The organism is Janthinobacterium goodfellowi (assembly GCF_051380695.1).
Lineage (GTDB): Bacteria > Pseudomonadota > Gammaproteobacteria > Burkholderiales > Burkholderiaceae_D > Janthinobacterium.
Genome location: NZ_JBNYXN010000003.1, coordinates 337,671 through 350,072 on the forward strand (window position 1 = coordinate 337,671; position 12,402 = coordinate 350,072).

Here is a 12,402-nt window from a genome sequence, read left to right on the forward strand (position 1 = left end):
CCCCCGTGAAGATATGCCAAAAGACACTGCAACTACGCTACTATGCAGCATGTTCATGCCATAAAAACCGGAATACTAAAATGAATTCACCAAACGCCCCGCTCGACAAATTCGACTGCGCCATCCTCGCCGCCCTGCAGCAGGACGGCACCCTGTCGATCGCCGCCCTCAGCGAAAAGATCGGCCTGTCCAGCACGCCGTGCTGGAAGCGGGTCAAGCGCCTGGAGGAAGAGGGTTATATCGAGAGCCGCGTGGCCATCGTCAACCGGCAAAAAGTGGGCTTGCCCGTGACCGTCTTCGTCAGCGTGCGCACGGGCCAGCACGATGAAAAATGGCTGCGCCGCTTCGCCGCCGCCGTCATCGTCTTGCCCGAAGTACAGGAATTTCACCGCATGAGCGGCGACATCGACTACCTGCTGAAAGTCGTCACCACCGATATCAAGGGTTACGATACCTTCTATAAAAAGCTGATCAAGGCCGCGCAGCTGACGGGCGTGTCATCCGCCTTTTCCATGGAACAAATCAAGTGCAGCACGGAATTGCCGCTGGCATTGATCGCCCACGGCTTGCCTACCTGAGGCGTTTTCCGGCCATGCGGGGCAGATGGGGAAAGCGCGTTGCCGCAACGCAACATAAATGAACGAAAAGCAGCAGTGGTGCGGCGGGACGCGCAGCGCGGCCGGTATACTGTCCGCTTGTCTGCCCCTTGCCTGCCCCTTGTGCAGGCCATCCTCCAAGGTCTTCCATGTCTCTGCTCCGCCGCCTCTCCATCCAGAAAAAACTCCTGTTCAGCATGGGCTTGTGCCTGCTGCTCTTCATGGCGATCTCGTCTTTTCTCAGCGTGCGCATGAGCAGCGATTACGTGCGCGAGCGCGTCGTCAGCCAGGAGTTGCCGGCGCAGGTGGGCGAGATCCGCAACGACGTGCTGCGCCAGATCAGCCAGCCCCTGTCCGTGGTGCAGACCATGGCCAACGATGTCTACTTGCAAGACTGGGAAGACGCCGGCTTGCCCGACAGCGGCATCGCCACCTTCCAGCGCTACGCCACCGTGGTCAAGGACAAGAACAAGGCCGCCTCGATCAACTGGGCTTCTGCCAGCACGGGTAAGTATTTCACCACGGAAGGCTTGCTGCGCACCCTGGACAAGAACCAGGCGGCAGACCAGTGGTTTTACGGCTTGCTGGCCGGCGACAAGGCCTATACGCTCGACATCGACAAGGCCGAGCATTCGAGCGACCTGATGCTGTACCTGAATGCGCGCGGCAAGACGGCGGGCGGCAAGCAGATCGCGGCCGGCCTGGGCTTGTCCATCAATGCGCTGGCCGACACCATCCGCAGCTACAAGATCGGCCAGACGGGCCACGTCTACCTGGCGCGCGCCAATGGCGTACTGCTGGTGCACCGCGACACGGCCCTGGCCGACGGCAAGCATGCACTCAAGGATCTGCCCGGCTTTAGCGATAGCCTGAGCAAGAGCCTGCTGACGGGCAACAAATACGCGTACGCCATCTACGACGCGCCCGCGGGACGCCAGTTCGTCGCCGCCTCCTTCGTGCCGGAATTGAATCTGTATGTGATGGCCGAAGTGCCGGAAGCGGAAGTGCTGGGCAATGTCACGCGCTCGGCCCTGATCGCCGCCCTGATTGCCGGCCTGGTCGGTGGCGGCATCGCCCTGTGCATCATTTATGTCATCAGCCGCGCCATCGCCGCGCCCGTCGCGCGGGCGGCGGACATGCTCAGCGAAATCGCCAGCGGGAATGGCGACCTGAGCCGCCGCATGCCCGTGGAATCGGAAGACGAGGTCGGCGCGCTGGCGGCCGCCTTCAACCGCTTCGTCGCATCGCTGAATGTGACGATACGCGAAGTTCGCGACAGTACCGGGTCCATTGCCAGCGCATCGAGCCAGATCGCGTCCGGCAACCTGGACCTCTCGGCACGCACGGAAGCCCAGGCATCGAGCCTGGAAGAGACGGCGGCGGCCATGGAAGAACTGACGTCGACCGTAAAACAGAACGCGGACAACGCGCGCCAGGCGAATCAGCTGGTGGTGTCGGCGTCAAGCCACGCCGTCAAGGGCGGCGAAGTGGTCGGCCAAGTCGTACAGACGATGGGCGCGATTACGGAAAGTTCGCGCAAGATCGCCGACATTATCGGCGTGATCGACGGCATTGCCTTCCAAACCAATATCCTCGCCCTGAACGCGGCCGTCGAGGCGGCCCGTGCGGGCGAACAGGGCCGCGGTTTTGCCGTGGTGGCAACCGAAGTGCGCAACCTGGCGCAACGCTCAGCGGCGGCAGCCAGGGAAATCAAGGACTTGATCGTCGACTCGGGCAGCAAGGTGGAAGCGGGCAGCAAGCTGGTCGACTCGGCCGGCGCCACCATGCAGGACATCGTCGTCTCCGTGCAGAGGGTGGCCGACCTGATGGGAGAGATCGCTTCGGCCAGCCAGGAGCAAAGCCAGGGCATCGCGCAAGTCAATGCGACCGTCACACAGATGGATGACGCCACCCAGCAAAACGCGGCCCTCGTGGAAGAAGCGGCGGCGGCAGCCCAGTCCCTGCAGGATCAGGCGGGCCGGCTGGCGCAGGTGGTCAGCGTCTTCAAGCTGGAAGAAACGGGACATGCGGCGCCGCAGCAGCCTCGGCAGCCAGCGCACAAGCCCATGCTGCCCACGCCAGCGCGCCCGAAAGCGCCAGCCAGCGATGCGTGGGAAGAATTTTAAGGAAGTTTGAAAACGCTTAAATCGCCGGCGCTTTCACGCTGGCCGCCTGCTTGAAAAAATCATAGATGCCGCTCTCACTCATGCGGCGGGCATTCGCCAGTTCGCCGCCCTTGGTGGCATACAGCACCTGGTTGTTGTCGCTCGAGACCAGCACGGCAGCCGGAATGCCTTTCTTGAGCGGATTGCCATAGGCTTGCGCCACATCGAGGTTATGGTCGAAGTTACCCACGTCGACCTTGACGACCTTGAACTGCTGTTGCATCAGCTCGGCGTTCTTGCCTTCCTTCAAGGCCTTGTCGAGTGCGCGGCAATCCTCGCACCAGTTGGCGCCAAAGATCAGCAAGACAGGCACGTGCGCCGCCTTGGCCTCGGCCAGCGCGCGGGCCACGTCGGCCTTGGCGTCGGCCGCCGCGTTGTACGGCAGATGCGGCGTGGCGACCGGGTTGGCCGGTGTGGGGGCGGCGGCAATAGCGGTACCGGCAAGCATCAGGCTGGCAAGAAGAAGAGAAAGGCGCATGCGGGACTCCTGGGAGAAATCGTGAAGCCAGCTGAACAGCTGCCAGCGGGCGTGATTGTCTAGAATATGCCTGCTTGTGGGAAATATCCACCATTTAATTGCACTGTGCTTATGCGGAAAACGTATAAGCACGTATCAGCGCCACCAAGGATTAATGCCCACAGGCAGCGAAATGCAACGCATGGGATAATATCGGGCTCACACTGACACTGAGCAACGCGACCCGAACGCGCCCTCTCCATGACGACTTCTTTCCTGGCACGCTGGCTGCCGCAACCGAACAACGGCAGCCGCCGCGAACAATTGCGCGCCTGCGCAGGCGCCATCTGCGGCTTGCTGCTGACCGGACTGATCTGCCATTTCCTGCTGGCCCCGGACAGCGCCAGCGTCTACCTGATCGCGCCCATGGGCGCCTCGGCCGTGCTGCTGTTCTGCCTGCCAGCCAGCCCGCTGGCGCAACCGTGGTCCGTGGTGGGCGGTAACGTCGTCTCCGGCCTGGTCGGCATGGCCTGCGTCAAATGGTTCGGATCTGGCGTGGGCGTGGCGGCGCTGGCTGCCTGCCTGGCCATCGGCGCCATGTTTGCCCTGCGCTGTTTGCATCCGCCGGGCGGCGCCGTCGCGCTCACCACCGTCGTCGGCGGCGCCAGCGTGCATGCGGCCGGCTTTGAATTCGTCTTCATCACCGTGCTGTTCAATTCCGCCGTGCTGGTCGCTTGCGCCGTGCTGTACAACAATCTGACGGGCCGCCGCTACCCGCACGTCCAGCAACTGGTCGCGCCGCATCCGCACGCCACCAAGGATGAGGTGCCCAGCAACCGCCTGGGCTTTTCACCGGATGACCTCGATGCCGTCTTGCGCCAGCACAGCGAAGTGCTCGACATCAGCCGCGACGATTTGCAGGCGATCTTCCTGCAAACGGAAATGCGCGCCTACCAGCGCCGCTTCGGCGTCGTCACCTGCGCCGACATCATGTCGAAAGACGTACTCAGCGTGGAATTCGGCACGCCGCTCGATGTTGCCTGGCGCACCATGCGCGAGCACGATGTGGGTGCCTTACCCGTCGTGAACCGGGCACGCCGCGTCATCGGCATCATCACGCAGACGGATTTCCTGCGCCATGGCGGGCTCGACGATTACCAGGGCATGCACCAGCGCCTGCGCGGCTTGCTGCAGTGCAGCGGCCTGTCTCACGGCGACAAGCCGGAAGCGGTGGGCCAGCTGATGACGCCGTCGCCGCACACGGCCCGCCTAGGCACGCCCATCATCGACCTCGTGCCCTTGATGGCCGACGCCGGCTACCACCATATCCCCATCCTCGACGAGGAAGAACGCCTGGCCGGCATCATCAGCCAGTCCGACCTGATGGCCGCCCTGTACGAAAGCCGCTTTGCCGAGGCCGCAGCATGACGCCATTCCAGGCACTGCTGGCCGGCCCCGATGGCGGCTCCGCCGGCACGCTCGTCAGCGCGCATTTCTTCGGCAGCCAGCTGGCCATCGATGCGCCCGGCCCCACGCTGGACGTGGCGCAGCTGGTCGTCAGCGTGGGCGGTGTCGACGGGCCGGAACTGTTTCTGAACTGGCTCGATGCGCAAGGCAGGCAAGCATCGCTCAAGCCGCTGACGGCGGACGACATCGCCATCGTCTTGCGCGAGGCGCCGGCCGCGCTGCAGCCGCAACTGCAGCGGCTGTGGGGCGAGCGCCAGCGCAACCGACGGCAAGTGTCGGGCTGGCTGGCCGGCTTGACGGGCGCGGCCGTCGTCGCCACCGCCCTGTTGTGGTGGCAAGGAAGCAACGCCATCGGCGCGCTGGCGGGATGGATTCCCCTCTCGACGGAAAAGCAGCTGGGCGAACTGGCCCTGGCGCAAGTGCGCGCGCAGGGCGGCATCGTTGAGAACGGCGTGGCGCAGCAGACGGTGCAGGACATCGGCCGCACGCTGACGGCCGGGTCGCGCTACCAGTACCGCTGGCTGGTCAAGCAGGACGACACGGTCAACGCGTTTGCCATGCCGGGCGGCATCGTCGTCGTGCATACGGGCTTGCTGCGCCAGGCGGCCGATCCGGGCGAACTGGCCGGCGTGCTCGCGCATGAAGTGCAGCATGTGGAGCAGCGCCATTCGTTGCGGCAAATGATCAGCAGCCTGGGCTGGGGCGCCCTGGTGGGCGTGACCATCGGCGACATCAGCGCCGTGGCCGCCATGCTGGCGCACCAGGCCGGTACCCTGTATTTCAGCCGCGACATGGAGGAAGAGGCGGACCGGCTCGGTTTGCTGGCCTTGCAGCGCGCGCAGATCCATCCCGACGGCATGCTGCGTTTTTTCCGGAAGCTCGACGACAAGGACCAGGCCAAGGTGCCGGGATGGATTTCCTCGCACCCGCAAACGGCGGCGCGCGCGCAGCAGATCGAGAGCCTGATCGCCGCCACGCCCTGCCCGGCCTGCCGTCCCTTGACCAGCAGCCACTGGCCAGCCATGAAAGCGGCCCTGCCGCCTACGGCAAAATAGCAACATTCCTTCCGCACAATTTATCCAAACGCACTGGGCAATGGCGTATGCTTACGCCCCGGCTGCTCCATCGCGACCGGCCACCCCGACCCCCAACGCCTCCGTTCATTCCCTCCTTACAAAGGATCTCGCGCATGAAGCATCGTTTTGCCGCCGGCACCCTCGGCACCCTGGCCATCTCCCTGTTGCTCGCCCATGCGCCCATGGCGCAAGCGACCCCGTCCGCTGGCAAAACCGTGGCCGTCAGCGCGCCCAAAGCGAAGCAGCAGCTGCGAGTGCTGGCCGACCAGTACTACGATGCGCAGGCCCGTTTCGAGCCGATCAATGCCACCGAAAGCGGCGACAACCGTTTTGACGACCAGCTCGGCTCAGCCATCGTGCCCGCCGCGCGCGCCAAACAGTTCGCCCTGTACCGCCAGTACCAGAAGACCCTGCGCAGCATCGCCCGCGCGCAGCTGTCGCACCAGGACCAGATCAACTACGATATCCTCGACTATGAACTGGCGACGGCGCTGAGCTTCGAGCGCTTCCCCGAATACCTGCTGCCTTTGAACCAGATGGACAGCATGCCCGTCACCCTGGCCAATTATGCGGGCGGCGAGGCATCGCAGCCTTTGACCTCGGTCAAGGAGTATGACGCTTACCTGAGCCGTATCAGCCAGTTGCCAGGCTGGATAGACCAGGCCATCGCCAACATGAAAGTCGGCATGCAAAAGGACATCGTGCTGCCGAAGGCACTGACGGAGTCGGCCCTGCCGCAATTCAAGAAGCTCGTCAGCGCCACGCCGCAGGACAGCGTGTATTACACGCCCATCAAGAACTTGCCGGCCAGCTTTTCCGAGGCGGACAAGGCACGCCTGACGAAACAGTACACGGCGGCCATCCAGGACAAGCTGATGCCCGCGCTGCAGCGCCTGTCCACCTTCATGGAACGCGATTACCTGCCTGCCGGCCGCACGAGCAGCGGCTGGAGCGCCCTGCCTGATGGCGCAGCCTGGTACCAGGCGCGCGTGGCCAGCAGCACCACCACGGATTTGAAACCGGAGCAGATCCACGCCATCGGCCTGAAGGAAGTCGCGCGCATCCAGGAACAATACGCGATCGTGGGCCCGAAGATGGGCTACAACGGTCCGGCCGCCGGCTTGCCCGTGTGGGTGTCGGAACAGGCGAAATACCGCCCGTTCAAGACGGAGCAGGAAGTGCTCGACGTCTACCGCAAGCTGAACGTGCTGCTCGACAGCAAATTGCCCGCCCTGTTCACCCTGGTGCCGAAGGCACCGCTGGACTTGCGCCTGGAACCTGAACTGAGCCGCGATACGGCCGCCGACCACTACACGGCGCCGGCCGCCGACGGGTCGCGCCCGGGCGTGTTCTGGTCCGTCGTCACCGATCCGAAACTGTATGGCGACACGGGCATGACCACCTTGTTCCTGCACGAAGGCAAGCCTGGCCACCATTTCCACCTGGCGCTGGTGCAAGAGATGGACTTGCCGAACTTCCGCCGTTTCGGCGGCAATAATGCCTTCACGGAAGGCTGGGCCCTGTATGCGGAAACCCTGGGCAAGGAAATGGGGCTGTTCGACGATCCGGCCCAGTATTTCGGCCACTTGAACGACGAGATGCTGCGCGCCGTGCGCCTGGTGGTCGACACGGGCTTGCACACCAAGGGCTGGACGCGCGAGCAGACGATCAAGTACATGCGCGATACCCTCGGCTACGACGCCGTGGCGAAAAGCGAAACGGAACGCTACATGGCCTGGCCGGGCCAGGCGCTGGGCTACAAGATCGGCGCGCTGAAAATCGTCGAACTGCGCCAGCGCGCCCAGCAGGCGTTGGGCGACAAGTTCAGCCTGCCGAAGTTCCACGAAGTGGTGCTCGGCGACGGCACCCTGCCCCTGAAACTGCTGGAAGCCAAGGTCGACCGGTGGATCGCGCAGCAGAAGTAAGCTAGCCCACTTCTGCAAGGACGGCAGCGCCAGTTGGGGCTGCCGTTTTTTTTCGTGCCGATATTTGATCTGGCACAGATCCAGCGCATCGCGCGCGCGCCTGCCGGAACGCGTACCAGGCAATGCTGCCTAACTCCCAGACACAGAAGGGAGGCAGCATGCAAAGCGAAGACAGGAACGACGCCGCCACGGCTGGCCCGCCTGCCTGGCAAACATCAGCGGAGATGCCCGATCATGGGCATGACGCCATTCTTCACTACACCAGTGCGCGCGGCAAGGCCAATGGACGGCTGCAGCGGCACATTCCTGACGATACCACACGCGGCAACCATGCCATGATCACGGCGCTTGGCTGGCTCAGCATCGGCCTTGGCCTGGCCCAGCTGGTGGCACCGCGCGGCCTGGCGCGGGCCAGCGGCTTGCGCGGCGTCTCGTCTTTCTGGATACGCGCCATCGGCTTGCGCGAAATGGCATGCGGCGCGGCCTTGCTGCGCGGCGAAACAGCTCCCGCATGGCGCTGGTCGCGCATCGCCGGCGACGCCATGGACCTGTCGCTGCTGGGCGTGGCCATGGCCAGCCGGCGCCATGCGCGCACGCGCCTGGCGGCGACGGCGGCCGTGGTGGCAGGCGTGACGGCCATCGACTATATCGCCAGCGCCCAACTGGCGCCGCGCAAGCTGAGCGAATTGCCCGCGCCCGGCGAACAGGGACTGGCGCTGCAAAAGAGCGTGATCGTCAACCGCTCCGCCGACGATTGCTACCGCGCCTGGCGCGACCTGGAAAACCTGCCCCGTTTCATGCCGGGCCTGCAGTCGGTGCAGGTGATCGATGCGCGCCGCTCGCGCTGGCACAGCGTCGAAGGCGAGTGGATAGGCGAACTGACGCAAGACCGTCCGGGCCAGGGCATGCGCTGGCGCGCGGCGGAAAACCATGCCGAAACGGGAGCGCTGGAACTGTCGCCCGCACCGGGCGGACGCGGCACCGTGGTCACCATGCAACTGCACATGCAGCCGCCAGCCGGCAAGGTGGGCGCGGCCGTGGCCGGCCTGTTCAGCCAGGCACCCGCCTACCAGATCGAAACCACCTTGCGCCGCTTCAAGCAGTGGATGGAAACGGGCGAGGTCAGCACCACCGAGGGCCAGCCGTCGGGCAAGCGCAGCTTCAAGACGCGCCTGCTGCACAAGGCTGGCGGCACGGCCGCTGCCTCTCGACCGCACGCAAACGGAGGGGTGTCATGAAAGCCAATTGCTGGCACGGCAAGCGCGACGTGCGGATCGAACAAGTGCCCGATCCCGCCATCCTCAATCCCGGCGACGCCATCGTCAAGGTCAGTTCCACGGCCATCTGCGGCTCCGACCTGCACCTCTACAATGGCGTCGTGCCCACCATGGAACAAGGCGACATCCTCGGCCATGAATTCATGGGCGAGGTGGTGGAGGTGGGCACCGCGGTGCGCAAGCGCAAGGTGGGAGAACGGGTGGTGGTACCGTTTCCCATCGCCTGCGGACGCTGCTTCTTTTGCGAGCAACAGCTGTACTCGGTGTGCGAGAATTCCAACCCCAACGCCTACATGGCGGAGAAGATGTGGGGCCACTCGGGCGCGGGCATCTTTGGCTATTCCCACCTGACGGGCGGCTACGCGGGCGGCCAGGCGGAATATGTGCGCGTGCCGTTTGCCGACGTCGGCCCCATCCAGGTTCCGGACGAGCTCAAGGATGAACAAGTGCTGTTTCTCTCTGACATACTGCCGACGGGCTACATGGCGGCCGAAGCGTGCGCCATCGCGCCGGGCCAGGTGGTGGCCGTGTGGGGTTGCGGCCCCGTGGGGCAGTTCGCCATCCAGAGCGCCTTCCTGCTCGGCGCCGAGCGCGTCATCGCCATCGACCATTACCCGGAACGCCTGCGCATGGCGCGCGAGCTGTCCGGCGCCGAAACCCTGCATTTCGATGCGGTGGATGTCCCCGATGCGCTGCGGGAAATGACGGGAGGACGGGGCCCGGATGCCTGCATCGATGCCGTCGGCATGGAAGCGCACGGTTCCGGCATCAGCTATATCTACGACCGCCTCAAGCAGACGATGAAACTGGAGTCGGACCGTCCCACGGCCTTGCGCGAAGCCTTGATGGCGTGCCGCAACGGCGGCGTCGTCTCGGTGCCGGGCGTGTATGGCGGCTTCAGCGACAAGATCCCGTTTGGCTCCATCATGAACCGTTCATTGACCATCAAGACGGGGCAAACGCACGTGCAGCGCTACATGCAGCCACTGCTGGAGCGCATCCAGCGGGGCGAACTCGATCCCGGCGCCATCATTTCCCACCACTTGACCCTGGACGAGGCGCCGCACGGCTACGAGATCTTCCAGAAGAAACAGGAGCAATGCATCAAGGTCGTGCTGCATCCCGGCCCTTGAGCGGTACCGGCAGGCGGCACCATCTGGTCAGACGAGCAGCGCGGCACTCATCGAACGCACCTCCTCGGCCGATTCGGCCAAGATGCTTTGCAGGGTTTCATTGTCGATAATGAAATCGATCACGGAATCGGCGGGGGTGAGCATTTCCACATACGTCACCTGCAAAGGCGACGGCACGGGAGACAATTGCTTGGCCAACAACAAGGTGTCGAGCAGGGAATCGGGTGGGATGGATAGCAAGCCATCGCGCAAGCCTTCGATGGCTTCGCTCACGGCCAGCGGGATCAGCAACTTCTTCATGACTTCGCGGGAAATGATCTCTTCGGCGGACTCCATCCAGTGATCGGCATCGTCGTCGAGCAGGCCGGGGAATTCATCGGCACGCGACAACAGATAAAAACCGCCCACTTCATGCACGATGCCGGCGAACAGCGCCGTGTCGGCATCGACGTGCGTCACGCGGCGGGCAAGTACGTGCGCCAGCGCCGCCACGTGGGCAGTGTGCTCCCACAGCTGGGTCGCCTTCTGGCGCAGGACGGGGTCGAGGATCTTGCTGCCGAACTGGCGCACCACCATGGCCGCCACCAGCGCGTACAGATTGCGGTAACCCATGCGCATGACGGCCGCGCGCACGCTGGTCACGGGCGCCGCATCGCCGCGGCTGTACACGGCCGAGTTGGCCAGCGCGACCGTGCGCGCCGCCAGCAGGGGCTCTGCCAGTACGAGTTTGATCGCATGGTCGATATGGCAGTCCGGTTCCGCCAGGGCCAATTGTAATTGCAGTGCGGAATTAACGCTGGTGGGAAACGTCAATTCTCCGCGCACCGCCTGGGAAACAATTAAACCAAAAGCCTGTAATTTGTTCATCATACAATCTATCCGCCTCAGATATTATTCCAGCAAACAATTTCACTTTATAGCAGAAACTGCTTTCCAGGCCCGGCCTTTAGAATACAGATGGCATGTCATTCGTCCGCATTGAGGAATCCGGCAATGCCAGCGCATGCAATAGCGATTCATCGCCGATAACAAACAGCTTCGGCTGCTGTAATACCTGCAGCAGAAATGGCTGGCCCTCACGCAGGCGTCGGCGATAATCGGCCAGCGTATATAGGTTGGGATTGATTTTACGCCGCAAGGTTCGCTCGGCCGGCGCCAATCGCGTCAACAGATCGCCATAATTGGCTTCTTCTCCCACCAGCAACAAATCGATGGCGCTGCCGGGCAGGTCCTGTCCCTTCGCCGTGGCACCATACACGAATGCCAGTTGCGGCTGCGCACGCAAAGGCGCCAGGGTCGCGCTGAGCACGCCGACGATGCCGAAGGTTTTCTGCACCAGTCCGCTCAACTCCGGATACACGAGGCTTTCCTTGTTGGGCCAGAAGCGCCGCACGTTGCCAATCCGCTCCGACGTGATCAGGCCGGACTCATGCAGCCGGCGCAGCTCGCGCTGCGCCGACGCGCTGCCCAGACCCGTCAAGCGCATGATCTCGTTCAAGTGAAAGCCTTCATTCACACGGACAAAGAGCAAACCCAGCAGTTTCTGCTGGGCTGGAGTAAACAGGGCTTGGGCAATCATGCGCCAAATCTTAGCATGAATGAACTGGAAACTGGCACAGCCAGGCAACAGGGCGTGACGCCACAACAACGCCGCGATGCGCTCTCACCAGCAGTTGGACGAGCCCATGCGCAGCAAAGTGGAATGGCATACAGCAGTAGCCAAGAGACGTGACCGGCAAGCAGCCATCCTTGTAAGCGCTCACTTCAAATTCGCCGGCGCGACGTCTGCACATCCAGCGCTGCGCCGGCACCAATCCGGCGTCGACCGCGTCACCCGGTTTTAAGCCATCAATTCAAGCATGCCTGACATAAAATTAACTCGACCGTATCAAGCTGTCAGCGAAACAGGGTGCATGCCGGCATAGGAATCTTGATCGCCATCTCGGCCAGTAATAAGCGCATGACTTTTAATGCATGCTTTGCTTTTCCATTTTACGCTGCCATTTACATATGTTGCGAATACAAATGAATGGGTGCGAATAAGCAACAGCCGAAAATCACGTTCCTCAATGCGCGATATAAATGATGTGCCGCCGTGGCGATATATATGCCAATGGAATAGGTAAATGGAATGGGCTGCCATCATTTACGGCCTGCCACGTTATCTTTTTCGTGCATGATAATGTGGACAGGCATAAAAAAAAAACGGCACCCAAAGGTGCCGTTTTTGTCAGCTAGCAGCAGTCAGCTCGCAGCGCAGATTACGCTTCGTCGCCGTTGTTGCTGGGTCTCGATTTTCTAGCAGA

The 12,402-nt window shown here is 63.1% G+C and carries 10 protein-coding genes; 7 read left to right on the top strand and 3 right to left on the bottom strand.

All coding sequences use genetic code 11. The annotated features are described in order from the left end of the window. Window positions 1–80 precede the first annotated feature (80 nt). Both ACQ4WQ_RS13920 and ACQ4WQ_RS13925 read left to right on the top strand, forming a co-directional pair. Entirely contained in the window at window positions 81–578 is a 498-nt protein-coding gene (locus ACQ4WQ_RS13920) for an Lrp/AsnC family transcriptional regulator (RefSeq protein WP_436497827.1), read from the top strand. Window positions 579–745: 167 nt separating this feature from the next. Continuing rightward, the gene (locus ACQ4WQ_RS13925; RefSeq protein WP_436497829.1) at window positions 746–2,722 is read left to right on the top strand and encodes a methyl-accepting chemotaxis protein; all 1,977 of its coding nucleotides are present in this window, start codon (window positions 746–748) and stop codon (window positions 2,720–2,722) included. Window positions 2,723–2,738: 16 nt separating this feature from the next. Here ACQ4WQ_RS13925 and ACQ4WQ_RS13930 read toward each other — a convergent pair whose 3' ends face one another. After that, a complete protein-coding gene (locus ACQ4WQ_RS13930; protein ID WP_326455827.1) occupies window positions 2,739–3,239 on the bottom strand; it encodes a thioredoxin family protein in 501 nt (166 codons plus the stop codon). Between the two features lie 240 nt (window positions 3,240–3,479). On the opposite strand from ACQ4WQ_RS13930, the gene ACQ4WQ_RS13935 reads away from it, so the two are divergent. The 5 genes from ACQ4WQ_RS13935 to ACQ4WQ_RS13955 all read left to right on the top strand — a co-directional run bounded on the left by ACQ4WQ_RS13935 (window position 3,480) and on the right by ACQ4WQ_RS13955 (window position 10,096). Further along, entirely contained in the window at window positions 3,480–4,646 is a 1,167-nt protein-coding gene (locus ACQ4WQ_RS13935) for an HPP family protein (protein WP_436497831.1), read from the top strand. Then, entirely contained in the window at window positions 4,643–5,740 is a 1,098-nt protein-coding gene (locus ACQ4WQ_RS13940) for a M48 family metallopeptidase (RefSeq protein WP_326455829.1), read from the top strand. The genes ACQ4WQ_RS13935 and ACQ4WQ_RS13940 overlap by 4 nt, the downstream gene beginning before the upstream one ends. Window positions 5,741–5,874: 134 nt before the next feature. Continuing rightward, window positions 5,875–7,686, top strand: a complete 1,812-nt coding sequence (locus ACQ4WQ_RS13945; RefSeq protein ID WP_436497834.1) for a DUF885 domain-containing protein — start codon at window positions 5,875–5,877, stop codon at window positions 7,684–7,686. A gap of 158 nt (window positions 7,687–7,844) precedes the next feature. Beyond that, a complete protein-coding gene (locus tag ACQ4WQ_RS13950) occupies window positions 7,845–8,924 on the top strand; it encodes an SRPBCC family protein (protein WP_436497836.1) in 1,080 nt (359 codons plus the stop codon). Then, complete coding sequence (locus ACQ4WQ_RS13955; RefSeq protein ID WP_436497838.1) at window positions 8,921–10,096, top strand: zinc-dependent alcohol dehydrogenase; 1,176 nt, start codon at window positions 8,921–8,923, stop codon at window positions 10,094–10,096. Before ACQ4WQ_RS13950 ends, ACQ4WQ_RS13955 begins: the two co-directional genes overlap by 4 nt. Before the next feature lie 27 nt (window positions 10,097–10,123). Here the strand turns inward: ACQ4WQ_RS13955 and ACQ4WQ_RS13960 are convergent, their stop codons facing one another. Together ACQ4WQ_RS13960 and ACQ4WQ_RS13965 are read right to left on the bottom strand one after the other, a co-directional pair. Then, the gene (locus ACQ4WQ_RS13960) at window positions 10,124–10,963 is read right to left on the bottom strand and encodes an HDOD domain-containing protein (protein WP_326455838.1); all 840 of its coding nucleotides are present in this window, start codon (window positions 10,961–10,963) and stop codon (window positions 10,124–10,126) included. 79 nt (window positions 10,964–11,042) lie between these two features. Beyond that, the gene (locus tag ACQ4WQ_RS13965; protein WP_436497840.1) at window positions 11,043–11,675 is read right to left on the bottom strand and encodes an ArsR family transcriptional regulator; all 633 of its coding nucleotides are present in this window, start codon (window positions 11,673–11,675) and stop codon (window positions 11,043–11,045) included. Window positions 11,676–12,402: the final 727 nt, after the last annotated feature.

What these genes read in the sequence shown, in the direction of transcription:
- ACQ4WQ_RS13920 (WP_436497827.1), top strand. Translation starts at nt 81, where the DNA reads ATGAATTCACCAAACGCCCCGCTCGACAAATTCGACTGCGCCATCCTC.
- ACQ4WQ_RS13965 (WP_436497840.1), bottom strand. Translation starts at nt 11,675, where the DNA reads ATGATTGCCCAAGCCCTGTTTACTCCAGCCCAGCAGAAACTGCTGGGT.
- ACQ4WQ_RS13930 (WP_326455827.1), bottom strand. Translation starts at nt 3,239, where the DNA reads ATGCGCCTTTCTCTTCTTCTTGCCAGCCTGATGCTTGCCGGTACCGCT.
- ACQ4WQ_RS13955 (WP_436497838.1), top strand. Translation starts at nt 8,921, where the DNA reads ATGAAAGCCAATTGCTGGCACGGCAAGCGCGACGTGCGGATCGAACAA.
- ACQ4WQ_RS13935 (WP_436497831.1), top strand. Translation starts at nt 3,480, where the DNA reads ATGACGACTTCTTTCCTGGCACGCTGGCTGCCGCAACCGAACAACGGC.
- ACQ4WQ_RS13925 (WP_436497829.1), top strand. Translation starts at nt 746, where the DNA reads ATGTCTCTGCTCCGCCGCCTCTCCATCCAGAAAAAACTCCTGTTCAGC.
- ACQ4WQ_RS13945 (WP_436497834.1), top strand. Translation starts at nt 5,875, where the DNA reads ATGAAGCATCGTTTTGCCGCCGGCACCCTCGGCACCCTGGCCATCTCC.
- ACQ4WQ_RS13960 (WP_326455838.1), bottom strand. Translation starts at nt 10,963, where the DNA reads ATGAACAAATTACAGGCTTTTGGTTTAATTGTTTCCCAGGCGGTGCGC.
- ACQ4WQ_RS13940 (WP_326455829.1), top strand. Translation starts at nt 4,643, where the DNA reads ATGACGCCATTCCAGGCACTGCTGGCCGGCCCCGATGGCGGCTCCGCC.
- ACQ4WQ_RS13950 (WP_436497836.1), top strand. Translation starts at nt 7,845, where the DNA reads ATGCAAAGCGAAGACAGGAACGACGCCGCCACGGCTGGCCCGCCTGCC.